Source organism: Vibrio sp. SNU_ST1, from assembly GCF_030563405.1.
GTDB lineage: Bacteria > Pseudomonadota > Gammaproteobacteria > Enterobacterales > Vibrionaceae > Vibrio.
This window is the reverse complement of sequence record NZ_CP130749.1, coordinates 882886-907709: the sequence shown is the minus strand read 5'-3', so window position 1 is coordinate 907709 and position 24824 is coordinate 882886. Positions and strand designations below refer to the sequence as shown.

Genomic DNA, 24824 nt, shown 5'->3' with positions numbered 1-24824 from the left:
GCCCTAAACACCATTAACTAGACAGCAAACACCAGGCAAAAAATAACCTGCTATTGGTAGCAGGTTATTGATTGGAGTTATTTAGTGGTTACGAGCTGACGTACCATTATACTTCATTGGTATCAGGGAAATTAATGTCACCACTATTTAGATCGCTCCAAATGACGACTTCTTGCCCTGCTTCACTTTCAAATCGGTAGCCATACAGAGAGCCTGTATCGATATTACTTTCGCGATAGATGTCTTGAAGTGATTCGCTCATTTCTAAGTGGCTCTCAGTGAGCTGCCAACCCCAACCAGATACATCAATGCTACTCGCTCCGGTACATACGAATTGTCCCGCAGTATCACCAGCCGTATTATTGGCAGCAATTTTATCCAAGGCGAGGGCGAGCTCTGTATCACTGGAACTGATTTTTACCCCTTCAATCTCTTGGAATGTACTGTTCGACATATCAATCATTTGGCTTTGGTTATCGTTGCCGACTACTAAAACATCGAAGTCTGAACCGCCACTAAAGTGAACGACACCAACCTCACCGGATTCGAGTTCGTTTGAATCAAATATAAGTTGGTCATTACCCGCACCACCATAGAGTTGGTCAATACCATCACCGCCGTCGAGAATATCATTACCAACTTGACCAAATAGGGTGTCGTTTCCGGAATCACCAGATAGGTTGTCGTCGCCAACTCCACCGTCAAGGGTGTCTGAATTGTTGTTACCGCTCAGGGTGTCGTTGCCGTCACCACCAGAAAGGTAATCATCGCCAGAGCCTCCGGACAGTTTGTCATCGCCACTTTCGCCATACATAATATCGTTGCCTCCGTTTCCAGATAATGTATCGTTCCCTTCTTCTCCGAATAGGAGATCGGCAGAACCTCCGCCTGAAAGGTTATCGTTGCCAGTGCCGCCCCAAAGGGTGTCTTCACCAGAATCACCACGTAACGTATCGTTTCCTTCTCCACCTTTAAGGGAGTCGTTACCGGAACCTCCTGAAAGGTAGTCGTTACCTAATCCGCCAACGAGAGAATCTTGGTCGTTTTGCCCGAACATGGTGTCATTGCCGTCACCACCTTCGAGGAGATCGTCGCCGTCCCCTGCATACAGTTTGTCGTTATCGGAACCGCCATAAAGGTTATCGTTTCCAGACCCAGAGGATAAGGTATCGGCTCCTGCATCACCCTGAAGGGTATCACTTCCACTGGCTGACGTGATTGAGTCGTTACCTTCACCGCCAGTAACCGTACTGCTACCCGCAGTAATACTGATAGTGTCACTGCCTTCACCACCATCTATAGTATTTACATCACCAGTAGCTGTAATTGAGTCGTTACCGTCTCCACCCGCGATACTAATAATACCACCACCTGTAGAGCTGATAGTGTCAGCACCTGCACCGCCGGATACGGTGTTATTCGCACCGGTTAGTTTGATGGTATCCGAGCCTTCGCCACCGTCGACAGTATTGTTGTCAGATGAGTCTTCAATATAATCGTCACCAGTGCCGCCGAGTAAGGTATCTGCACCAGAACCGCCAAGCAGAATATCATCTCCTGAGTCACCAGAAAGGGTATTGGTCCCGCTTTCCGCGGTCAATTTATCTTCGCCATCGCCACCGTGCAGTTGGTCGTTGCCTACACCGGAGTAGAGTAGGTCGTTTCCGGCATCACCCATCAATGTGTCGTTACCGTCACCGCCAAAAATAAGATCGTTATCGTCGCCACCGGAAACGGTATCATTGCCTTCTCCGGCATCTACGAAATCTTCTCCTACGCCGCCAGATAGATCATCGTTACCCGAACCACCGTATAAGTTATCGTTACCTTCACCACCTAAAGCGGTGTCTGCACCGGTTCCGCCAAATAGGGTGTCATCTCCGGTACCTAAATTGACTTGGTTGCTGCCGGATTCGCCGTAAACGGTATCATTACCAGAACCAGCGTCGACGGTATCTACGCCATCGCCAGCAAATAATGTGTCATCACCATCGGCTCCAGTGATGGTGTCATCATCGGCACCACCATAGAGGGTGTCGCTAGCGTTGCTTCCTATCAGAGTATCATTACCGTCACCACCGTAGATGTTGTGGCTTCCCGTAGCTGCTGCTGTGAGGGTGTCATTCCCTTTTTCACCTAGAATCGTATCTTGGCCGTCATCGGTGATAATGTCATCACCATCTCCGCCAGCTAGGAAATCGTAACCTTCACCCCCAACGAGTTCATCATTCCCGGCGCCACCAAAAATAGCATCGTTTCCGCTGCCACCTTGGATGTAGTCAGCGCCAGCGCCTGCGTCTATATGATCATCACCTGAGCCCGCATCAATGGTGTCGTTACCATCACCAGAGTAAACTTGGTCCTTACCTTTACCGAGGGTGACATTGTCACTATTTATACCACCATAAACGATGTCGTCACCAGTACCGGTATCAATCGTATTGCTGCCAGACTCTCCATAAACGGTATCAGCACCTTCGCCCGTTGTTATGTTGTCGGTCCCTGAGCCTGCAAATACGGTATCGTCCCCAATTCCTGATGAAATAGTGTCGTCTCCCGAGCCTCCGGAGAGTAGGTCATCTTCAGTAGAACTAATTATCGTATCATTCCCACTGCCGCCATATATCTCACTGCGTCCTGTGCCACCGTCGAGTAGATCGTTACCTTCGCCCCCGACAAGGACATCATCTCCACTGCCGCCAGTGAGAGTATCGTGCCCGGCATCTCCAACCAGAGTGTCGTTACCTTCGCCGCCAGATATCGTATCGTTACCTTCACCGCCTAGGCCGACATCATTACCGGTTCCAAGAGTTAATGTGTCATCTCCGCCATTACCTTCAACTATGTCGTTACCGGCATTCGCAGTGATATCATCGTTTCCTTGACCACCATGCAGACTGTCAGACTCTTCCGAACCCAGGAGGGTATCCGCGCCGCTACCACCGTATAGCTCACTTGCATTAAGACCTGCAATTAACGTGTCGTCACCGCCTTCACCAAAGAGTTGGTTATTGCCTTGTATGCCTTGAAGGGTGTCGTCACCTTCACCTGCAAAGATTTGGTCATCGCCGCTACCAGCGACAATTGAATCGTTGCCCCCGCCAGCGAATGCTTTGTCGTCGCCTTCACCAAGATTGATGGTGTCCACGCCGCTTCCGGTAAAGACTGTATCGTTGTCAGTGCCAGACTCTACAATGTTGTCGCCGTCTCCGGCATAGATGGTGTCACTTCCTGTTCCTGAGGTGATGAGATCGTCCCCAGAATCTGTGTACATCAAATCGTCACCAGACCCCGAATTTATTACATTATCACCAGCTCCTGCGAAAATCGTGTCGGCACCGTCACCGGAATCAATGTTGTCTTTACCTGAGTCGGTGTAAATCGTGTCGTCCCCAGAACCAGACGTAATTTGGTTATCGCCGGTTTCACCAAATACTGTATCAGAACCTTCACCGGTATCGATAATATCGTGACCGGAGCCTGCGAAAACGAGATCATCGCCGCTACCGGTTGTGATGGTGTCGGCGCCTTCATTTGCGTGAATGACATCATCGCCATCGCCGCCGTCTATTGTGTCATCACCTAAGCCACCATACAGTTGGTCGTTCCCAGCCCCCCCAGACAAAGTGTCATCGCCGGCATCACCATATAGGGTATCTTGGCCGTCACCGCCTGATAAGTTATCGTTACCGAGTTCGCCAACTAATGTGTCGTCACCTTCATCACCAGTAACAACATCATCGCCATCACCGCCAAGTAAAAGGTCACTGCCTTGGCCTCCAGAGATTAAGTCGTCACCAGCTCCTCCTAATACGAAGTCATCGCCGGCGCCTGCGATAATGTTATCGACACCGTCTTCACCATGAATCTCATCATTACCGTCATCACCGGATAGGTAGTCGTTACCTTTACCACCAAACAATTTGTCGTGACCTTCACCTCCATACAGGGTGTCAGCACCATCGTCTCCAATCAGGTCATCGTTGCCTTTCCCCCCATGGATCATATCGTCACCCATCTCACCCATGAGTAGATCGTTACCATCGCCACCATGAAGGATGTCGTCGCCATCAGATCCGAGTAGGGTATCATCGCCAGAACCGCCATCGAGGTAGTCATCACCGTTCCCCCCGACTAAAACATCGTTTCCATCTTCGCCATAAAGCGTATCGTCATTGATGTCGCCGTCTAAAAAATCGTTTCCGGTACCACCGTAGATCGTGTCGTCACCTTGTTGGCCTTTAAGAATGTCATCACCGGCCCCGCCATCAATGGTGTCGTTATAGATGTTACGAACGTCAATGTTCATATCATCAATTTGGGTGATGGGTTGATTGTTGTCATCAAGGAAGGTAAACGTGACTTCACCAGAGTCACCGAGTGAGGATTCTGGAATATCGGTATCGATGCTGACAAGACCGTTAGCATCGACTTGAGCGATTTGTGAGGCGATCACAGTACCATTTTCGTCTGTGAGTTGAACGGTAATTGAGCTGTTGCTTTCAAGTCCAGCGACTGTTGTTGATGTGTTGACAGCTTGGTTAACAGCAAAACTATCAAGTCGAATAGTGTGTGACGATTGCTGGCCGTTTGTATTGTTGTCGTAGGTATAAACGGTTTGAGATTCACCCCATGAATCGTCAGTATTGACTGGGGCTTCAGCCGTCTCTCCTGTATCGTATTCAATATCACCTAATACGGTGTCTGCGCCTTCACCCGCTAAAATTGTGTCGCTGCCTTCACCCGCAGCAATGAAGTCATCACCCGCCAGTGTGCTAATTTGGTCGTTGCCAGCTCGACTATTTACTGCGTCGTCTTGATCTGTACCTACAATGAGATCATCGTGTTTAGTTCCTTCCATATCCCGCCTCCTAGCCATTATGGTACGTACCACTTATCTATATTTGTGTGATATTAGTTTGTGTGGTAGTGGTTGCATATGTTGATGGTGTTTTAAGATTAGTCGGCTTGGGAATGTTTTCCATTAATTTCGTTAATTAAATTAAATCAATAACTAATGAATTAGAAAGCAAAACTATACGCTAAGGTTATGGCACCATCTTTAAATCGGCCTGTGTTCTCACCGCGTTCAGCACTGTTCCAACGGTTTCCTGAATAGTTGTTGTACTGCAAAGTAATGGAACCTGGTCGCCAGTCAAAATAGCCAAAGCCGTAAGTGAAGTCAGGATTCCATGGTTGTTGTTGGTTTTTATCTAGGTAATAAAAAGCAGTGCCATTGACGTACCAGTTTCCCCAAATGGAATATTTACAGCCAAGGCTAACCGTTTGGTGGTTGGACTTATATTCGATAGAGGCTAAATCGAAATATTCGGGCGTGAGGTTGTAGTCGACTTGGCAACCAATAGCGCCGTCGTCGGTAAATCTAAACCAATCCACGACAGGAGAGGTTATCGGGAACTTCCAGCCAAGAGACCAAGTGCCTTGGTTGAATTCAGTTCTGTTTTGTCCAGACTCTGGGTTGAATCGGTTGCCACCATAGTTTGAGTAAACAAGGCTTAACGTATATGGACGCCAATCACTGTAACCAAAAACATAGGTGAAATCTGGATTCCATGCTTGCTGCTGATCGCTGTCCAAATAGTGATAAAAGGTTCCGGAAATAAACCAAGCCCCGGCGATGGTATATTTCAGCGAGAGTGTTGCGGTTTTATTTAGGTTGGAGGGGCCTTGCGTGCTCCCCGCGGGTAGGTTTGCAGATTCCGTTTCAGCTAAGGGGTGGTGATAACCGATGTTGCCACTCAATCCATCAAAGAGCTCTCTGTCTTCCCAATCGGCATATGGGAATTCAAACGAACTGCTCACACCTTTCCAAATTTCATCAATTTCTGAATCTGTGGGTATGGATGTTGAAGTGTTTGAAGGTGTACTTGCTGTGATTGTATTGCCGTTATCTGTTTTCGGGGCGTGAGGTGCAGTATTGGCTAAAAAACTGTCTGCGGTTGCATGACTGACAACCAGTATGAGTGATGCGGTTAAAAACTGTTCTTTCATTAATGTCATTTTTAACAATTCACTCCATTAATAGTGTTAGATACCGCACATCATTAACTTAAAAGAAACAAAAAGATAAGAAACAATTTGCAAAGCAATGAGTTGAGTCTAACCTAAAGTAATAAGAGGTGCGAATCAAAGCCAAAAAATAATGGTTACTTTGCACTGCTGTAACGTTAGTGAAGGCTTAAGGTTAAGAATGAAAGATATTCTATTGGTGGACGATAATCGAACCATTCTTATATATATGAGTTCGGTTCTTAAAAAGCGTGGATATCGAGTGCACACTGCATCGGGTGGTGAAAAAGCGCTTGAACTGCTAGCTAATAATAATGACATCCAACTCGTACTTAGCGATTGGATGATGCCAGGAATGAATGGCTTAGAACTTTGCCGTGAACTTAAGTCCCAAGATTACAACCGCTACATATTTTTTGTCCTTTTGTCTTCGAAGGGTGATGAGGCGTCAATCATCAATGGTATTGACGCTGGTGCCGATGATTTCATCGATAAAAAAACCTCTATCGATGAACTTGATGCGCGTGTGAGAGCGGGTTTTCGAACCCTTGCTTTACATAACGAAGTTGTCGACAAGAATACCGAACTCGATAAAGCCTACGATACGATCAAGCGTGATTTAGATTCAGCGAGTGATCTCATTCGTCATATCCTACCTAAAACTAAACACTTTACCTGTGTAGAGCTGAGTTACATTTCAATACCTAGCGCTCAAGTTGGTGGAGACATGCTCGGCTACATGCAACTAGATAAAGATCACGTGGCGTTCTATCTATTTGATGTTGCGGGTCATGGTGTTTCTTCTGCACTGATGTCCTTTTCGGTGCAAACCAGTTTGTCTGTTTTGAACGGCAATGCTTCTGTCGTCCTTAAGCATGATGGAGACAGCACTCAAATTTGCCCACCACACGAAGTGGTATCAAAGCTCAATCAAATGTACATGAGCAACGACTCAAATATTCTCTATTTCACAATGATTTATGCTGTGCTTAACATCAAAACGGGATTGATGTCGTATTGCTGTGCTGGTCACCCTCCGTTGGTTTGGTACCACGGTTCTAAAGGTAATGCCGAGCTAATTGGTCACGATAATTTTGTGGTTGGTGCCTTTGATGAGGTGGAATATCAAGCTGCAAATATTCAATTAGAAGCAGGGGATAAGATATGGTTTTACTCCGATGGGATCACTGAAGCTGAAAATGGCGAAGAACAATTTTCAGAAGAAGGCTTGAAAGATGCGATTGAAGAGTTGCAGCACTACCCAACACAACAGCAAACCGAATTATTAGTAAATAATGTCAGAAACTGGCAACACAATGAAAGCTTCCAAGATGATGTAAGTGTTTTGGTCGCAGAATGGAAAGGGCCTCAACAAGGAGACGCCGAATGCGATATGAAATTAGTCAACAAGGCAACAGCACAGTTCTTCAAGTAAATGAAGAGCGATTTGATGCGAAGCTTGCCCCTGAATTCAGAGAAACAGTAGAAAGCTTAACTCCAGAGCTTTCACAAAATGTGGTGCTTGATATTACTAACGTAAAATTTATGGATAGCAGTGGCCTTGGTGCGGTGATGGGTGTTTACAAAATGTTGAGAGACAAAAAGATCGCTGTAGCAAATGATCAAAAGCCAGTTTTGGATCTGTTTAAGCTAACGCGTATGGATCGGTTGATCAAAACGTACACCACTGTAGATGAAGCGTTAGCTACGGCAGTTTAGGGGGATAAAATGAAAGGAATGATTCTAGCTGCAGGGAAAGGAACTCGTGTCAAACCTATCACTCAGTCGTTACCTAAACCCATGATTCCAATCCTTGGGAAACCAGTGATGGAATCGATGATTGAGCTGTTTGCTCAACACAATATTAATAAGCTCGTTATTAACACGAGTCACCTTGCTGAGGTAATCGAGGGTTACTTTGGTGATGGCCACCATTTTGATGTGCAACTTTCGTATTCCTATGAAGGTGAGCATGTTGATGGTGAATATCGAAGTAAAGCATTAGGGTCGGCTGGTGGAATGCAAAAAATACAGCAGTTTTCCGGCTTTTTCGATGAGACATTCGTTGTGGTCTGTGGTGATGCTTGGATAGATCTTGACCTAACAGAAGCTGTTCGTAAGCATAAAAAGAATGGCGGTATCGCGACCATCATTACCAAAAACGTGATGTTAGATGATGTCGAAAAATACGGTGTTGTTGTGACTAACGATAAAGGGCTTGTCACTAGCTTCCAAGAAAAACCACCGAAAGCTGAAGCCATGTCTACTCAAATCAATACCGGGATATACATTTTTGAGCCCGCCATTTTTGACTATATCCCTAAAGAGGGGGAATACGACATTGGTAGTGAACTCTTCCCTATGTTGGTTGAAAAACACGTCCCATTTTATGCGGTAGAGATGAATTTCCAATGGTTAGATGTAGGGAATATTACGGATATCTGGAGTGTTACCAAGGATATTCTTGATGGAAAAGTCCCAGGTTATCGAATTCCGGGAACTCAAGTAAAGGCCGGAGTTTGGGTAGGAATTAACTCTGTCGTGGATCTCAACAATTGTAGCTTAACTCCACCAGTGGTTATCGGTAGCGGTTGTAAAGTCGACGCGAATGCGAAGGTAATTGGCCCCGCGTTAATTGGCGCAAATTGCCAACTTGATTCAGGCAGTGTTGTTGAAGAGTCTCTTATATTTGACAACATCAATGTTGAGTCTGGTGCGCATATTAAGCATCAAACCATATTTGGTAATTACTGCATTGGCCATGACGGCGTACAAAATCATGATTTGAAATGGCATAACCTAAGAACGCATGCAGCACACAACCGTGTATCGGATATGTTGAATAGCATGTAGATAAGGAGGGGCTCCATGTTGGAGACATTTGAACAGGCATATAAAAGTTCTCTCGAAACCTCTCGGCAGGTCGCTTTGGAGCTTCACGCTTACTGGGCGGAAGTCGGGATATCCCCAGATCTAGCCTCACAGTTGGAACTATGTGTTGTAGAGATGGTTAACAACACTTATATCCATGCTTATAGCGAGCAGGAAGGTATGCCTGTCAGGGTCAAGTGCTTACTTGAAAGCGATTCTAATTCGAAGAAGTTGTGCATCGACATCATCGATCAAGGAGAAGCTATGACAGAAAGTGAATTGGAAAAAGCGTTGTCCAATGAGTTCGTGGATATGGACCCTAGTGATGACTCAACATGGACGACGTCGGGACGCGGTTTTTTGATTGTATCGGCTTTGATGGATGAAATCAGATTACAAGTTGAGGGTGGATATAACTGTTTCATAATGACTAAGGAGTTGGTTGAAAGTGATTTGATCGACAATGTTCATTCCCCATAGATTCAGGGAAAAGAAACATTTGGCTAGATGAATAAAATAATAGGGAAATGAACAAATGGACAATTATTTTCATAAGTTTGAGCATCGGGTTCCGCCCGAACCTGTACCTCACAGTGTACCTAGAGAGCTTCTGTACCAGTATTTGGCAACTTGTAACTTAACGTTAGGCTTATGGTATTTGGGTTGGCGTTGGATGTACGCGCTAAATTATGATGCGCTGTGGTTCTCTCTACCTTTAGCTTTTGCTGAGTCATGTGCGTTTATTGGTTCAATTTTGTTTACATACAACCTGTGGAAGCTTGAAGATGAGCCTAAAAAGGCGCCACCGCACAAGATCTCGGAATGTATTTCTAACAGTGAGGAAGATAGGCCAATCAGTGTTGATGTCTTTTTCCCTAGCTACGATGAAGAGCCAGAATTGGTAAAACTGAGTATTCTGGATGCTCAAAAAATCCGTTACCCTCACGATATTGATATTAAGATATTCATTCTTGATGATGGCAAGCGACCTGAAATGGAAGCGATGGCTAAAGAGATGGGAATTGGCTACATCACTCGTGACGGAAATATTGGATTTAAGGCTGGTAACTTACGAAATGCGATGGAGCGTACTAGTGGTGACTTCGTTGTCATCTGTGATGCGGATACCCGTCCATTCCCTACCATTCTAGAAAATACACTTGGCTACTTTAGAGACCCAAGTGTTGCATGGGTACAAACACCGCAATGGTTCTTTGACTTACCAGAAGGTGAGCGCCTTCCTGAGTTCCTAACTAGAAAAGTAGGTAAGTGGGCGAGCCCAATTGGTCGAGGTATTGAGCGTTTTTATGGCCCAGTAACCTTAGGTGAAGACCCATTCGTCAACGACCCTCAAATGTTTTATGACGTGATCCAACGTCGCCGTAATTGGGTCAATTCTTCTTTCTGTTGTGGCGCTGGTTCGATACATCGCCGTGAAGCTGTCATGGAAGCTGCGCTTAGAGCTTATGCGGAGCAAATTACCAAAGAACAAGATGAAATCGAAGCGCAAATCCGTCGTTTAACCAATGAGAAAAAAGTTGAAAAAACGGTGTCGGATAACCTACGTGATGAGATTTTGTTTGATACTGAATTCACTCCATATAAATTCCACGTGTCTGAGGATTTATACACATCTATCGTTTTACATTCAGATAGAGAGCGAAATTGGCGCTCGGTGATGCACCCTAATGTCGAAAGTAAGATGTTATCTCCGCAAGATTTACAAACTTGGACTGTTCAGCGCTTTAAGTACTCAGGTGGTGCGATTGATATTTTCATGAACGATAACCCGATACTTCGTAAAGGCCTGACGCTAAAGCAGAAGTTTATGTATGGCGCGAGCTTTTGGTCCAATCTGTCGGCAATTTGGAATATCGTTTTCTTAGCGTGTCCGATCATCTATTTCCTAACTTCTATCGCTCCAGTAAGTGCATATGACGTGACTTTTTATCTTCACTTTCTTCCGTTTGTATTGACGGCTGAGTTGGCGATGATGATAGGGACGTGGGGGGTTGCTGGCTACAAAGGCAAAACTAACTTCTTGTCCTTCTTCCCTGTGAACTTAAGAGCTCTATGGACGGTACTTCGAGGGCGTAAAGTGAGTTTTCCTACCACGCCTAAGGAACGTCAAACAGGTAACTTTTTTAAACTTGTTATTCCACAAGCTGCCGTATTTGGCTTGAGCCTATTTAGCTTAGCTTTCGCATGGATTGGCCATTCAACAGGCTCATGGGGAAATTACTCATTTGGCGGACTTGTACTGAACACATTTTGGATTATCAATAACATGCTTGCGATGTGGGGAATGATCGCAGCTGCATTCTGGGCACCACCTGAAGAAAGTGAAGGTGAAGAAACTACCAATTCAGAGGAGTTGAAGTATGGAGTTTAATAAATCTCTGGTGAATGCTCGCCATCACATAGTATTTATTCTAGGGCTTGCTACGGCACTAATCATTGCCTTCAGTATTGAAAGCCGTGAGCCAGGACGTGTTCTGGGGAATATCACCTTTGAAATACCTGAAGACATCCCGTTTAAGTCTTCACGAGTATTGTCTGAACAAGAGTTTGAATGGGCGAATGTTGCTTGGCAGTACTTTGAAAACAATTATCAAGAAAACACCGGATTAGTGAATTCAGTAGATGGTTACCCTTCAACAACTATGTGGGATACCGCTTCTTACTTAATGGGGTTAATTGCTGCAGAGAAGATCAATATTATATCTTCAGAAGAGTTTGACCGACGTATGGAGAAGGCTCTGACTACGTTGGCGAGACTTCCGCTTGTTGATGGCTTATTGCCAAATAAAGCTTACAACACACAAACGTTGCAAATGGTGGATTACGCGAACAACCCTGAAGAAAATGGTATTGGTTGGTCTGCCATTGATATTGGTCGAATTTTAGTGCCGATGAATATCATGATTTGGCAGTACCCTAAGTTTAACAAGCAAGTTAACGATGTTTTGAATCACTGGAAAGTGAGCGCAATGTTGAACGAAGGCTACATGTTTGGTTCTCGTCCATCTAGTGTTGACGGCAAAATGGAGCTGGTTCAAGAAGGTCGAATCGGTTACGAAGAGTATGCATCAAAATCGCTAGCACTTATGGGGCGTGATGTATTTAACTCAATGAAATATATCGATTTCCTAGATATGGTTGATATCTATGGGGTTGAGATTCCTACCGATAAGCGTGACCCTTCTAAGTTCCACGCGCATAACTACGTGGTGAGTGAGTCTTACATCTTGGACGGTATTGAATTTGGCGCAGATAGCGTATCGAAAGTGTTCGCACATCGAGTATTCCAAGCTCAAGAACGTCGTTACGAAGATACGGGTATCGTGACAGCGGTCAGTGAAGATAACGTAGATGAAGCACCATACTTTGTGTACAACACAGTGTTCTCTGATGGCGAAAAATGGAATGCCATTTCAGACGATGGTAAAGATCAATCTCACCTTAAAACACTATCCACGAAAGCAGCCTTTGGCTGGTATGCACTCTATGACTCTGATTATACCGATGTGCTAATCAATGAAGCATCAACGTTGTATTCAGATGAAAAAGGTTGGTATTCAGGTCGTTATGAGATTGATGGTCGAACGAATAAAGCGGTAACGGCAAATACCAACGGTATTGTGTTGGAATCTTTAGCGTATATAGAAAATGGACCACTATTGACCATCGGTGAGTTGAAATAATAAGAAGGAATTTATATGCGAACGATTAGTGTTGGCTTGATCACTCTTGCAATCGTTGGTTGCGGTAGTAAATATAATCAATTCTCTGATGATATTATTGAAAGAAATACACACTGGACAACGCCACAACCTCGTTCTGGAGAGCTAACAGAGCAAGAAATGGATATGGCGAGGATTGCTTGGAAGTACTTTGAAAATAACTACCAAGAATCAACAGGGCTAGTGAATGCGGTAAATAATTACCCATCGGTTACATGGTGGGATGCGGCTTCTTATTTGGCGGGCATGACGAGTGCCTATGAGTTAGGAATCATTGAGAAAGAAGAGTTTGATAAACGATTGGTACGCTTTCTGACTACATTAAACACGCTTGACTTGTTTAAGGGCGAACTACCAAACAAAGCCTACAATACTCAAACAGCGGAAAAGGTGGATTATGGTAACCAACCAGGTGAAATAGGTTACTCGGCACTGGATTTAGGGCGTTTGATGATTTGGCTCTACATCATCAAACAGAGATACCCAGAGTTCGCGACAAGTATCGATTCAGTTCTATTGCGTTGGAACTACTGCAACGTTGTTGATGAGAACGGCACCATGTTTGGCGCACTACTAGAACCAGGTAAAGAGGTTCAGTACCTTCAAGAAGGTCGTTTAGGCTATGAAGAGTATGCAGCTAAAGGGTTTGAACTTTGGGGGTTCGATACCACACAAGCTGCAATGGCCGAGCCTTATGCCACTATAAACCTGTTCGGTTACGACGTGCCTTACGATACTCGTGACCCAAGAAAACTCAAAGCTCACAGTTACGTTGTAACAGAGAGTTATGTGTTAGACGGTATCGAGATGGGTTGGGATTTAGTCGAAGACCGTTCACCACATGACAACAATTACTCACATGAGTGGATCGCTGAGTTTGCCCTTCAGATTTACCGAGTTCAAGAAGAGCGTTATAAGCAAACGGGTATCATTACTGCTAGAACCGAGCACCAACTAGCAGGAGCTCCTTATTTCGTTTATGACACAATTTATACTGATGGTTTTGCTTGGAATACAATTTCAGAAGTCGGTGAGTATCTACCTCAGTATTCAGCTGTAGCGATTAAAGGCGCTATGGGTATGTGGGCTTTATGGGACACACCATATACGGATCTATTGTTTGATCATGTTTCGACTGCATATGACCGCGAAAAAGGGTTCTATGAAGGTATATTTGAAAATGGTACCGGACTTATTAATACGTTCACGTCGAATAACAATGGGATTACTTTAGAAATCTTATTGTACAAAAAGCAAGGTAAGCTGTTGACCTATAAAGATAACTTAGCGCCAAGCCTATGGGAGAAAGCGTTGGAGTCGCCGTTTGGTTATGAAGGCCAATGTCTACCTCGTAAAAAGATTGTACCCGTAGAATAAGGTTACTGAATGCTGAAGAAGTGGAGTGTACTTTTGTTGTCGGTATCTATTTCCGGATGTGGAGTAGTTTACCAAGGTGTAAGCAATGGTGTTGATGCGCTCAATCAGTCTCAAATCGTAAGACAGGGGCGTCATGGCCCATTAACCGAAGAAGAGCTTCTATGGGCTCAAACCGCATGGAAATATATAGATAACAACACCCAACTCACAACAGGGTTGGTGAACAGTTTGGATAATTTTCCGACAACAAACATGGCAGGCTTGGCTGACTATTTGATTTCTCTAATTGCGGCCAAGGAATTCGAGTTTATAACCAATAAGCAATATGACGAGCGTTTGACGTTGGTATTGGCGTTTCTCAACAAAATGGACCTGAGTTATGGTTATGCCCCTAACAAAGTCTACAGCACGCAAAGTGGGGGAATGGTGAACTATGGAAACCAACCGCAAGACATAGGTTGGTCGTCTTTAGATGTCGGTCGTTTACTGATTGTGCTAGCAATTGTGAAGCGACATTCACCTGAGTTTTCAGAGTATGTAGATAAAGCAGTCTTGAGGTGGAACTTTTGTGAGTTAATTAGCCTTGATGGTGAGTTGTACGGTGGCCTAATTCAAGATGGCCAGCTTATACGCTATAAAGAAGGTCGGCTGGGTATCGAAGAGTATACCTCTTATGGTTATCTTGACTGGCAAATTGTTCCTGAAAAAGCCATGAATATTGAACCTTATGATGTGGCAACTATTTACGATATCGACTTGATTTTCGATGGTCGAGATCCGCGAGTGTTTAATGTATTGAGACCCGTCTATTCGACCCCTTATCTATGGATGGGCTTAGAATTTAATTGGGACAAGGTTGGAGATACGACTTCAAGTGACGCTACCCATACTAATCAAACTTTGTCTGCGATGGCTGATGCTATTTACCAAGTTCAAGAAGCTCGCTGGGATAATGAAAGAATCTACACTGCGCGAGGAGAGCATGTTGTTACCGGAGAACCATACTTTGTCTATGACGCTATTTATGGGTTGGGTACGCCTTGGATAACGTTGGCCGAAGATGGCAGTTCTCATGATGATTTAGCACTGGTTTCAACAAGAGTCGCTTTTCAAATGTGGGCATTGTGGAAAACGGATTATACCGATCGACTGATGACTCTAGTAAAAGAGTTGTATGACCCTCAGCGAGGTTGGTATGAGGGGCGTTACGAACTAACCAGTGCTTATGAAAAAAGCATCAGTTTGAAAACTAATGCGGGGGTGCTTCAAGCTTTGCTTTATAAGCAAAAGGGCAAGTTGTACCAATCGACTACTGATAAAGAATATAGAGATGTAAAATTTAACTCTCGTTTCGACCATCCTGGTCGTTGCTTAATAGAGACATTCCGATGAACAGAGTATGGATACTATTGCTTGTCATGTCGTTTCCTTCTTACGCATTAAACCAAGCATCAATTGATCTTCTGAGTACGCCGACATTGATGGTCTCACAAGGCCGGTATATCCAAGCGGCTAATTTAATGCATCAACAAGCAAATAGAGCCCTGAGTATGGAACCTAAGTTAGGAACCAAGCAAATGTGGTTAACTGCTGGTTTAGCGGATGCGTTGGCTGCGATTGCGGCAGAGAAAAGCCAAGATCCGATTGCTTACGAATATTGGTCCAATAGTGTTCGATATTTCTTAATGGGGGGAAGCAATTGGCTTGAGTACAAGCAGCAATTACAGAGTGAATATAATCAATTCAATGCTCGTTTCTCTGTTGCCACAAATTCAGGGGATGCGAGTGGTTTTGTGAATGACTCATGGGTTCAACTCTCTTCTCTTATCGATATATGGGACCAAAAGCTTGGAGTGTTTAATTACGATGCACCGGCAACGGGGTTGATTGCTTCACCACCTCCACCGGTAAAACGCTCAAACAAACCATTAGCCAAAGGTGATCAGCTAAAACAATACACACCGAATGGAAAACTGATGCTCAACAATGAGTTTTCAAATAAACCGACCTTCGTGGTCGAACCATCTCCTACGTCGAAAAGTACTAATTCAGAGGTTAAAGCGGCCAATCCACAAACGAGCGATTTGTCAGGGGCGAGTGGTGAAGGTTCCAATGTGGTACAGAGAGCCAGTACCGGAGGAACGATTAATTACAGTGGCTCAGACATTAATTCACCTAAAAGCCGAGTTCATCCTAAAGCAGAAGTTGTAACGAGCAATATCTCTATAATGAAAGAGCTTCCTACAACGAAAGAGTTATCAGCTAACGAACCAATAGATAACAAGGCTTCCCATTCAACGAATCAACAAGTCAAAAGTAAGAGTGCAGAATCTCCGAATGGAAATGATGAGATCCAACCAGTGGTTATTATTTCTCCGCTTGGCGATGTTGAACCAATTTCAGAATCCAATGTGCAATCTACTTCACCAGAGCCTCATCCTGTTGAAACTAAAACGATTCCCAAAGGTAATTTAGGCTTGAATTCTGCTCCTGCAGTGGAAGCCGTACAAAGAAGAAGTTTTATTCCAGTAACCGAAGACTAAATCTAGGATGAAATTTATGGCATATGTATTACGCTTGATAGTGAAACTCAATGAATAAGTGTGTTTGCCCATGCCATTATCCAAAACATATTCTGCTATCGCCGTTGCGTTAGTTTTATCTAGTGCCACTGTTTATGGGGAGAGCTTCGAAGACCCATTGAGGGACTTAGATAGCGACCTCTGGTGGTTGTCTGATGGGTGGGAAAATGGGTTTCCATTCGCAAGTCGATGGGACGCTGACGCGGTTAGTTTCAACAAGAGAGGGATGACTCTCTCATTGTCGCCAGATCCCGTGTTAACTGATGACGGTAAATTGAGCTTTTATGGGGGAGAGATTCGAAGTACGGAGTTTTATCCATACGGTTGCTATGAGATAGACATGAAACCAGCAAAAGCCCCCGGGGTTGTTAGTTCTTTCTTTTTGTTTTCGGGACCTTACGACAAACCTGAAGGCGGCAATGGAATACACAATGAAATAGACATCGAATTTCTTGGTTCTAATACCAATATGGTCCAACTGAATTTTTGGACTGATGATGACAGCTACACAAACTCGCATGAGACACTTATTTTTTTAGGGTTTGATGCATCCAAAGATTTCCATCGCTACGGAATATATTGGGGAGAAGATAAGCTTGAATGGTATATAGATGGCAACTTGGTATTACGTATAAACGACAGCCAATATGACCCTATTCCAAGTATTGAAAGCTCGTATTTACGTATTATGGCTAATATATGGGCGACAGACCCAGAGATCAGTAACTGGGCCGGTAAGTTCCGAGAAGATAGGAAAAAAACGTATCGAGCTAAGTATAGAAACTTCAGTTTTAAGCAAGGAAAACCTTGTTCAAAAAATCAATGACATAAGTTTGATATGAGTTGGTTTGCATACTATTCTAAAGGTGATTATAACAACATCACGCTAGGGAATATGTATGGATACTTCATTGTCTACCGCTCTTGAACTTTTGAACGCTTCTAACGAACATTTCGATCTTACAGAACCGCAACACCAAAGCAGCTTACTTAGGCTTGCTGACCGACTATTAGCTATAGATAACCTCACCATACAAAATTTGAATGACTTGTCTCTTCAATTCAGCGCCCCACTAGAATTTAAACTTGCTGTTAAACTAGTCCAATCACGTAAAGAGACCCAGGCCATTTGTCAGCCTGTAGAGGTCGGCGTGGTCTTTGCGATGTGGGGTGAGCAAAATCGTCTGCAGCCCAAGAGTTCTGATAATCCCCATGGAGAGGACTCTCTGCGTACTAAAGTAGAGCAATTACAATGGGTGACAGAAGATACTAATGTTAATTGGAAGCTATATGCCGTTGACGATGGTTGTCCGCATGGGAGTGCTTCTATTGCAGAGAACATCAAAGCGGGTTATGACGCAGCAACGAGCGCAAAAATTCAGGTATTACGCTTAGCTGATACGTTACCTGTAGAGCATGGGGCTTTAAGAAATCTAGCTTGTGCTGATGACTCTCGCAAAGGTGGAGCCATTATTTTAGGTTGTGAACAATCTTTAAAAGATGGAGTCGATGCCGTTTTATATACAGATGCTGATAACTCTGTTCATCTTGGGCAGATTGGCCTTGCGCTAGCGCCATATAATCGCGAAGGTACGCAAGTCGTCTTAGGTAATAGAAAGCACGTTGACTCGATATTGGTAAAACAAGAAGAGCGTTGGGGAGTTGGGATTAAGACGCTTCGCCATATGCAACGAATGATCGGTGCACAAATTTTTGATAGTGGAATTAAAGATACTCAAGCGGCGTTTAAGTTATACGGCCGAAATATATTAGAAAAAATATTAGAAAACCCAACAGTCTTTGATTTCTCATTTGATACGGATTGGATTTTTGCAGCGATGGAATTCAACCAACCGATTGTGACCGTGCCTTTTGCATTTATCGATTCTGCGGCTGAGTCTGCGTCAGTGGTTCAAGGGCCGATGACGACATGGTATGTGCTACTTGATGGGCTTGTTAAAGCTGCTAGAGCGCGTGGCGGAGACTACAGTGAGGAGATGGCTGATGTCTTTACGCGAGAAATTAATTCCCACGAAGACTTAGAATTAATCATAAATGTATTGCCACCAGAACTGGCAGCAGCAGGTGACAGTGATTTAGGTAACCCACGAGTGATGTCTCCCCAGTCTGTACGTCATTGGATCACGAGTGCAAAATCATTGAGTGCCCAACCTGGTTTACATGCGTAGTGCCAAAACGGTGACTAGCCAATAGACGAAATAAAAAGAGCTAAGTGATACTTAGCTCTTTTTACGTTGTAGGAAGTCGTTGTAGTTAGAGACTTAGATATGAACAGACTGTATTAGCAATATTGAACTAATGCGTCTTCGATCTGTTTATTGATTATCTCAACTTCTTTATAAATTATGGATAGATCACCATCTTGTGGTGCAAGGTTCTTTAAGGTGTTTTGTTCGACATTTTCTAACGCGACCGTTGCCGTATCTTCACCAAAACTGACTAAGATTCCTTTTAGTGTGTGTACGATAAAGTGAAGCTTGCCCCAGTCTTGTTGACTTACGAGCTCTTGAATCTCTTCTAGTGCATTCGCGTGGTCTTCTTGATAGGTCGACAACACAGCAAATATCACATCTCTGTCGTTATCTAAGTAAGCGTTTAAGGCATCAAAATCTAGCATATGGACTCCTGTCGGCTGCATGTTGAAAATGGGCTAGGTGGCTTAGTGGAAAAACCATACTTTAATGAGTCACTAATCCATTGGTTCCATTTTGGCGGAAGTTCTAACTGTAAGATTTCTTCTAAATAGCCGTCGCTAAGTTTTTCATCTATATGAGCTTTATGGACGGCATATATATAGTCAAGTTTGGCGGCAACTGAATATGGGTAACTGTGAATATAATCTTTTAATTCCTGTATTGACCCAAAATTTTCAATGTTTATACAAGTTGAAGGGTCGACATTTTTGGACTCAAGTTTGTGGTTTACTGTTTCTCCACGAGATTTTAGGCATTCCACTGCTAAGTGATAAAGAGAGTACTCCCCAAAATGGACGAGCAGTGGTAATAGTTGAGCGAGCAAGTAAGTCGGTTGGCTGTGGAAATTATTAGCTAACAGCGTTGAAGTTCTAATCAATTTTTTGTGGGCAACCTGAGGGCTATTTTCGATGAGCAAGATACTGCTCTGAAACAGGGCAAGGCTGGCCAAAACCTGCTGCTGTTGTTTTACCGGAAGTTTCAGGTTTACCAACTCGGTGAATTGGTTGGCATGCTCAAGCAAAATACGTTTGTACTTTAGTTGTGTTTCGCGCTGATAAGTCGCTTTTAACGAATTAAAGTGCGCACAAATGGAGTGGATGACATCAATGTCAGCAGCTGAAATATGGGTCGCATACATCTCACCTAACTTTATGATCATACGTGTGTTGTCTGCGTTCTCAGCCAAGTCAATCGCTCTGATTGCACGATGGCTGATACTTGGTGTCATCTCAAATGCACGAATCGCTAATTTCAGAGCAGGAAGCAGCATCTTATGTTTTTCGTAGATACAGCTTAAGCAGTCAATGACGCTCAATGATAGTGGCTGCGCTATCAGAAAGTTGTGGAGCTTATCTATGGCTAGATTCTGTTTGCCTAAACTGTCGAGAATCAGAGCTTCAGCAACCAGTTTTGTCGGGTGCATGTTGGTTTTTGAGTGGTTAATGACGCTAGAGAGTAATTGCCATTTCTTACCTGAAATTAAATGTTCAATCAGTGTCGCTTCGAATTGAACGCTAGTGCCATTAGGCGAGATCGCTAATGCTTGAGCCAATTTATCCTGACTGGTGATTGGATATAACTCGTTCAGTTGTGTCAGCTTCTTCGAGACGGACACAGCACTTTGGATCTTTTTACCTAACCTCTGAGTATGAATCGGTTTAGAAACGAAATGGTGTGCCTCGCCTGAAAGGGCAGTTAATACCGTTTCTTGACGCATATCCCCAGAGAGCAAGATTGTCGCCACAGTGTGGTCTATTAGGCGATTTCGATACAGAATACCCAAAAGTTCAAAGCCCGTGAAGAATTGCTCTAGGTGGTAATCGATGAGGAGTACATGAAAATAGTGACTCTCGACCGCTTTAATTGCTTGTCGATAGTCGGTCGCAATAAAGATGCAATCATGTGAGATGCCCAAGCTCGAGAGTTGCTGCTTTATAAGAATAGTTGCACTCTTGGAGTCGTCGACAATTAAAACTCGTAGGTCAGGTGGTAAGGTCAAATCCATTTTCCTCAATACCAAATGTTATTTTTAATTTAGGCGTCAAGTTGCACATTGTCAAGGTGCCAGTATCACATACAAACACTCAATAAACTATTGGTAATTAAGGAGTATTCGATAACATTTATGAAAGACTTCAAACGCAGGTTACTTTTACCTGATTTTCGTGGGGTTATACGTGTTTTAGAAATAAAAAAGAGGCAACCCGATAAGCTTACCTCTCAGTTTAATTGTTCGATTTTTTATTCGAAATGTTGTTCTTTTCTTGAAGCTTTATTAAACAAAACTCTAGCGCTAATCACGCATATTTAGAATCAATACTGCAGCTAGAGCCAAGAACGCCGTCATCATTAAGAACACATCATTGTAAGCCATAATGTCAGCGTCACGTTGCATGGTGCCAAGTAAACTTGCTTGAGCTTGCTGCATCGCCGTTGCGGCATCACTTCCTGACTGAATGAAAAACGCTTGTTGTTGCTGAAGCGTTTGCCAACCTAATTGACTCACAGAAGGCAATGACTCTTTAATATGTGCAAGATGTTCACGAGTTTTGTTATCTAACAACGTAGCAATAATCGCGATACTGAAAGCACCCCCTAAGTTACGCATTACGTTGGTTAAAGTCGATGCGTCAGGTGTATCCATTTTGCTGATGTTTTTCATTGCAACCAAAGACAGGGGAACCATAATAAACGGGCTACCGATAGCGCGCAGAACCATCGATAAAATCAACTGTTGGCCACCAAAATCAATCGTCATATGTGTATTCACGTAACAACTGAAGCCAAACATCGCGAAACCAAAGGTCACCAAGTACTTAGGCTTAATGATTTGCGTCAGCTTAGGAACGATTGGGAATATCAACAACTGTGGGAAACCCATCCACATCAGTACTTCACCAATCTCCATCGCATTGTACTGTTGGATTTGAGTGAGATACATTGGCAGCACATAGATAGAGCCGAGCAATGCCATCCCTAGAATCAAATAGGCGATACAAGACATAGCAAATTGCCCATCCCGCAATAGCCGCAAATTCACCAGTGGCTTTTTGTGTTGGAGTTCGTTTATCACGAAGTAAACTAAGCTCACTGCAGACACAATACTTAAGCCTATGATGAAGCTCGAACTGAACCATTCTTCGCGGTTACCTTCTTCTAGCACTACTTCCAAACAACCTAGCCCTAACGCCATGGTCGCGATACCAAACCAGTCCGCTTTTTTCAGCGTGCCAAGGTCGAGCTTTTCATCATCTAAGCCATATCGGATCATGGTGATCACAAGCAACGCAGGCGGAATATTGATGTAGAAAATATAGTGCCACGAGAAGTTCTCCGTCAGCCAGCCACCAAATGTTGGGCCGATCGATGGAGCAAAGGTCGCGGTTACACCAAACAGTGCCATACCGACAGCACGCTTGTTGACGGGCAATAGCTGAATCACTAGCGAGAAAGCAAGCGGGATTAAAGCACCACCACTAAAACCTTGGATTGCACGGAACACGATCATCGAGGTCATGTTCCAAGAGAACGAACACAACAAAGATGAAATGGTGAAGATGGCCGTCGTCCACGTGATATAACGGCGTTTTCCGAGCGCTTTAGAAAGCCAACCACTGAGTGGGATAGCAATCATCTCTGCGACTAGATAGGACGTAGAGATCCACGAGCTTTCATCTAAGGTGGCAGACAGCGCACCTTGAATGTCTTTGAGAGACGAGTTGGTGATTTGAATATCCAAAATCGCCATAAATGCGCCAATCAAACCGCCAAATAGGGCGATCCAATGGCGTCTTGAAACCTCGCCATCATCATTAGTGTGGGTGACAACACCAGCGTTACTCATGATCTAGCCTCGTTTATCTATGGTCGCTACCACAGACAAACCAGGAAGCAGTCGACCTTTCAACCCTTGCTGATCTGGAATGATGATTTTCACCGGTACACGTTGAACGATTTTAGTGAAGTTACCGGTCGCGTTTTCTGGTGGCAGGAGTGCAAACTTGGCGCCAGTCGCAGGGGAGAAGCTGTCGACCACGCCTTCGAGTGGTTGTCCCGGGAAGGCATCCAGTTTGACTTCAACGGATTGACCTTTATGAATGCCGCTTAGCTGTGTCTCTTTGAAGTTAGCTTCGATCCACACCTGGTTGTTTGGTACCAAACTCATCAATGGCGCGCCGGCTTGAATTAACAGACCTTCTCGTACGCTGCGTTTGCCAATTACACCATCTGCTGGCGCGTAAACTTTGGTGTAATCAAGATTAAGTTGTGCTTGATCTCTTTGCGCTTGAGCTTCAGTCACCGATGCGTTTGCTTGTTCTATCTCACTAGCAATAACGGTTAATTGATCGTTGGTCGCAACGAGGTTTGCTTTTGCTTGTTCGAGATCTGCTTGAGTGACTTTTTGCTGTGCAGCCATGCTATCGACTTCATCTTGAGACGCGTAGTTACGTTTTAGTAAGCTACGAGAACGCACCACTTGCTGAATTGCACGCTCGTATTCAGCTTGTGCGGAATCGACACGGCTTTCTGCTTGGTTAATTTTGCTACGTTGTAATGTTTGTTGGGCGACAAGATTGTGTACGCTTGATTCGACTACTGTTAAATGTGCATGAGCTTGTGCAAGTGCAGATTGGTAATCACGGTCATCGATTTGAACCAATAGGTCGCCTTCTTTCACCGATTGGTTATCACTCACGTAAGACTTAACAATATAGCCAGACACTTTAGGGCTGATATTGGTAATGTCGCCTTGTAGGTAGGCGTTATCAGTAGATTCAAAGTACTGGCCATAGCCGTACCAATATCCGGCACCAGCAAGACCTAATGACAGCATGATCGCAGTAGCAATAAGCGGAGCTTTTTTACGTTTTTTTGTGCTTACTGATTGCGAAGCGTTGTTGTTCTCTGTCATTTTTTAATTCTCATTTTGTTTTCATTTAGATGTAACGAATTGTAAATTAATTCGATTGATTGATAAGATAGGAAAAAAGGGAAACACTGTTGCAAAAATCTGACTAATAGAGTTTTGGGAGAAGTACGATGGACTTAAATGCTGTGACTGTTTTTACACAAGTTGTTGATTGCGGGAGTTTCACGCACGCAGCAGAAGCATTGAACATGACCAAGTCGACTGTCAGCCGAAAGCTAGACGAACTGGAGCAGCACCTAGGTGTGAGGTTGATCACTCGTTCGACACGAAGTTTAGTGTTAACACCGGAGGGCGAGCGTTTTTACCAATCGAGCATGCAAATGCATGAGATCATGAACCAAGCAGAATTAGAAGTTTCAGCAAACCAAGACCTGATTCGTGGTCCTTTAAACGTGGTGTTCCCCGTAGAATTAGGCCACCAAGTATTAGCGCAATACATTCACAGTTTCTTAAAAGAACACCCGAATGTGACGATAAATTTAGAATTAACCAACCGCGAAGTCGATATAATCGCTGAGGGGATCGACCTTTACGCGCAAATTGGTGAGCTGGTGGATTCGAGTCTGGTTTCTCGATATCTTACTACTTCAAAAAGAACGCTTGTGGCGAGCCCTGAATATCTAGAACAGTTTGGAGAAATCAAAACACCCTCAGACTTAAAATCTCCATTTCGTATGGTTGAGGTCGTGAACAAGGCGGCACGTTTACCCAAGTGGCATTTACAATTAGAAGCAGGTGAGTCGATACTGATAGATCTGCCGTGTCAGTTGCGGGTGAATACCATCACGGCATGCCTAACAGCGTGTGTGGATGGGCTTGGTTTAGCAGTGCTGCCTGAGTTCATTTGTCGTGAGCATTTCAAGACTGGCAAGTTGATTCGTTTGTTACCTGAATATGAGATGCCAGAGGTTTCAGTAAGCCTAGTGTATGCAGACAGACAGTTGATGCCGAAACGTAAGAAGGCCTTTATCGACTATCTACTGACTGCATTTCAAAATAGGAAGCAAAAGTAACGGGGTAAACCTTAACGGTTAAGTGCTTAGGCTTCCTATTATTCATTATTGTCTAAACCGTA

At 44.0% G+C, this 24824-nt stretch carries 18 protein-coding genes; 12 read left to right on the top strand and 6 right to left on the bottom strand.

Annotated features, from left to right (window positions below):
* Positions 1-106: 106 nt before the first annotated feature.
* Both Q5H80_RS18415 and Q5H80_RS18410 read right to left on the bottom strand, forming a co-directional pair.
* Positions 107-4861: a calcium-binding protein gene (locus tag Q5H80_RS18415; RefSeq protein ID WP_304569522.1), complete on the bottom strand. Its 4755-nt coding sequence runs from the start codon at positions 4859-4861 to the stop codon at positions 107-109.
* A gap of 161 nt (positions 4862-5022) precedes the next feature.
* Positions 5023-6021 carry a hypothetical protein gene (locus Q5H80_RS18410; protein ID WP_304569520.1) on the bottom strand — a complete coding sequence of 333 codons (999 nt, stop codon included), beginning with the start codon at positions 6019-6021 and terminating at the stop codon, positions 5023-5025.
* Between the two features lie 190 nt (positions 6022-6211).
* Here Q5H80_RS18410 and Q5H80_RS18405 point away from each other — a divergent pair, with 190 nt between their 5' ends.
* From Q5H80_RS18405 to Q5H80_RS18355, 11 genes are all read left to right on the top strand, one after another.
* The gene (locus tag Q5H80_RS18405) at positions 6212-7465 is read left to right on the top strand and encodes a PP2C family protein-serine/threonine phosphatase (RefSeq protein ID WP_304569518.1); all 1254 of its coding nucleotides are present in this window, start codon (positions 6212-6214) and stop codon (positions 7463-7465) included.
* Positions 7417-7749 carry an STAS domain-containing protein gene (locus Q5H80_RS18400; RefSeq protein ID WP_086713858.1) on the top strand — a complete coding sequence of 111 codons (333 nt, stop codon included), beginning with the start codon at positions 7417-7419 and terminating at the stop codon, positions 7747-7749. Before Q5H80_RS18405 ends, Q5H80_RS18400 begins: the two co-directional genes overlap by 49 nt.
* Before the next feature lie 9 nt (positions 7750-7758).
* Complete coding sequence (locus tag Q5H80_RS18395) at positions 7759-8883, top strand: sugar phosphate nucleotidyltransferase (protein WP_192892121.1); 1125 nt, start codon at positions 7759-7761, stop codon at positions 8881-8883.
* Between the two features lie 15 nt (positions 8884-8898).
* Complete coding sequence (locus tag Q5H80_RS18390) at positions 8899-9381, top strand: ATP-binding protein (protein WP_304569517.1); 483 nt, start codon at positions 8899-8901, stop codon at positions 9379-9381.
* A 55-nt stretch (positions 9382-9436) separates the two neighbouring features.
* Positions 9437-11293 carry a cellulose synthase catalytic subunit gene (locus Q5H80_RS18385; RefSeq protein ID WP_304569516.1) on the top strand — a complete coding sequence of 619 codons (1857 nt, stop codon included), beginning with the start codon at positions 9437-9439 and terminating at the stop codon, positions 11291-11293.
* A complete protein-coding gene (locus Q5H80_RS18380; RefSeq protein WP_192892124.1) occupies positions 11283-12605 on the top strand; it encodes a DUF3131 domain-containing protein in 1323 nt (440 codons plus the stop codon). The genes Q5H80_RS18385 and Q5H80_RS18380 overlap by 11 nt, the downstream gene beginning before the upstream one ends.
* A 15-nt stretch (positions 12606-12620) precedes the next feature.
* Positions 12621-14021 (top strand): DUF3131 domain-containing protein, encoded by a 1401-nt coding sequence (locus tag Q5H80_RS18375; protein ID WP_304569515.1) that lies wholly within the window; start codon positions 12621-12623, stop codon positions 14019-14021.
* 9 nt (positions 14022-14030) lie between these two features.
* Positions 14031-15413: a DUF3131 domain-containing protein gene (locus Q5H80_RS18370; protein WP_086713864.1), complete on the top strand. Its 1383-nt coding sequence runs from the start codon at positions 14031-14033 to the stop codon at positions 15411-15413.
* The gene (locus Q5H80_RS18365) at positions 15410-16564 is read left to right on the top strand and encodes a hypothetical protein (RefSeq protein WP_304569514.1); all 1155 of its coding nucleotides are present in this window, start codon (positions 15410-15412) and stop codon (positions 16562-16564) included. The genes Q5H80_RS18370 and Q5H80_RS18365 overlap by 4 nt, the downstream gene beginning before the upstream one ends.
* Before the next feature lie 70 nt (positions 16565-16634).
* Positions 16635-17429: a family 16 glycosylhydrolase gene (locus tag Q5H80_RS18360; RefSeq protein WP_304569513.1), complete on the top strand. Its 795-nt coding sequence runs from the start codon at positions 16635-16637 to the stop codon at positions 17427-17429.
* A gap of 73 nt (positions 17430-17502) precedes the next feature.
* A complete protein-coding gene (locus Q5H80_RS18355; RefSeq protein WP_304569512.1) occupies positions 17503-18792 on the top strand; it encodes a glycosyltransferase in 1290 nt (429 codons plus the stop codon).
* A 113-nt stretch (positions 18793-18905) separates the two neighbouring features.
* Here Q5H80_RS18355 and Q5H80_RS18350 read toward each other — a convergent pair whose 3' ends face one another.
* The 4 genes from Q5H80_RS18350 to Q5H80_RS18335 all read right to left on the bottom strand — a co-directional run bounded on the left by Q5H80_RS18350 (position 18906) and on the right by Q5H80_RS18335 (position 23731).
* Positions 18906-19241 (bottom strand): Hpt domain-containing protein, encoded by a 336-nt coding sequence (locus tag Q5H80_RS18350; protein ID WP_304569511.1) that lies wholly within the window; start codon positions 19239-19241, stop codon positions 18906-18908.
* The gene (locus Q5H80_RS18345) at positions 19235-20824 is read right to left on the bottom strand and encodes a response regulator (protein WP_304569510.1); all 1590 of its coding nucleotides are present in this window, start codon (positions 20822-20824) and stop codon (positions 19235-19237) included. The genes Q5H80_RS18350 and Q5H80_RS18345 overlap by 7 nt, the downstream gene beginning before the upstream one ends.
* 288 nt (positions 20825-21112) lie before the next feature.
* The gene (locus tag Q5H80_RS18340; protein ID WP_304569508.1) at positions 21113-22663 is read right to left on the bottom strand and encodes a DHA2 family efflux MFS transporter permease subunit; all 1551 of its coding nucleotides are present in this window, start codon (positions 22661-22663) and stop codon (positions 21113-21115) included.
* 3 nt (positions 22664-22666) lie between these two features.
* On the bottom strand, positions 22667-23731 hold the full coding sequence (locus Q5H80_RS18335; protein ID WP_304569507.1) for an HlyD family secretion protein: 1065 nt from the start codon (positions 23729-23731) through the stop codon (positions 22667-22669).
* 128 nt (positions 23732-23859) lie between these two features.
* On the opposite strand from Q5H80_RS18335, the gene Q5H80_RS18330 reads away from it, so the two are divergent.
* Positions 23860-24762 (top strand): LysR family transcriptional regulator, encoded by a 903-nt coding sequence (locus tag Q5H80_RS18330; RefSeq protein WP_304569506.1) that lies wholly within the window; start codon positions 23860-23862, stop codon positions 24760-24762.
* Positions 24763-24824: the final 62 nt, after the last annotated feature.

Bases quoted from the DNA above. Each gene is read 5' to 3' on its own strand.
- Q5H80_RS18415 (WP_304569522.1), bottom strand. From the start codon at position 4,861: ATGGAAGGAACTAAACACGATGATCTCATTGTAGGTACAGATCAAGAC.
- Q5H80_RS18410 (WP_304569520.1), bottom strand. From the start codon at position 6,021: ATGACATTAATGAAAGAACAGTTTTTAACCGCATCACTCATACTGGTT.
- Q5H80_RS18405 (WP_304569518.1), top strand. From the start codon at position 6,212: ATGAAAGATATTCTATTGGTGGACGATAATCGAACCATTCTTATATAT.
- Q5H80_RS18400 (WP_086713858.1), top strand. From the start codon at position 7,417: ATGCGATATGAAATTAGTCAACAAGGCAACAGCACAGTTCTTCAAGTA.
- Q5H80_RS18395 (WP_192892121.1), top strand. From the start codon at position 7,759: ATGAAAGGAATGATTCTAGCTGCAGGGAAAGGAACTCGTGTCAAACCT.
- Q5H80_RS18390 (WP_304569517.1), top strand. From the start codon at position 8,899: ATGTTGGAGACATTTGAACAGGCATATAAAAGTTCTCTCGAAACCTCT.
- Q5H80_RS18385 (WP_304569516.1), top strand. From the start codon at position 9,437: ATGGACAATTATTTTCATAAGTTTGAGCATCGGGTTCCGCCCGAACCT.
- Q5H80_RS18380 (WP_192892124.1), top strand. From the start codon at position 11,283: ATGGAGTTTAATAAATCTCTGGTGAATGCTCGCCATCACATAGTATTT.
- Q5H80_RS18375 (WP_304569515.1), top strand. From the start codon at position 12,621: ATGCGAACGATTAGTGTTGGCTTGATCACTCTTGCAATCGTTGGTTGC.
- Q5H80_RS18370 (WP_086713864.1), top strand. From the start codon at position 14,031: ATGCTGAAGAAGTGGAGTGTACTTTTGTTGTCGGTATCTATTTCCGGA.
- Q5H80_RS18365 (WP_304569514.1), top strand. From the start codon at position 15,410: ATGAACAGAGTATGGATACTATTGCTTGTCATGTCGTTTCCTTCTTAC.
- Q5H80_RS18360 (WP_304569513.1), top strand. From the start codon at position 16,635: ATGCCATTATCCAAAACATATTCTGCTATCGCCGTTGCGTTAGTTTTA.
- Q5H80_RS18355 (WP_304569512.1), top strand. From the start codon at position 17,503: ATGGATACTTCATTGTCTACCGCTCTTGAACTTTTGAACGCTTCTAAC.
- Q5H80_RS18350 (WP_304569511.1), bottom strand. From the start codon at position 19,241: ATGCTAGATTTTGATGCCTTAAACGCTTACTTAGATAACGACAGAGAT.
- Q5H80_RS18345 (WP_304569510.1), bottom strand. From the start codon at position 20,824: ATGGATTTGACCTTACCACCTGACCTACGAGTTTTAATTGTCGACGAC.
- Q5H80_RS18340 (WP_304569508.1), bottom strand. From the start codon at position 22,663: ATGAGTAACGCTGGTGTTGTCACCCACACTAATGATGATGGCGAGGTT.
- Q5H80_RS18335 (WP_304569507.1), bottom strand. From the start codon at position 23,731: ATGACAGAGAACAACAACGCTTCGCAATCAGTAAGCACAAAAAAACGT.
- Q5H80_RS18330 (WP_304569506.1), top strand. From the start codon at position 23,860: ATGGACTTAAATGCTGTGACTGTTTTTACACAAGTTGTTGATTGCGGG.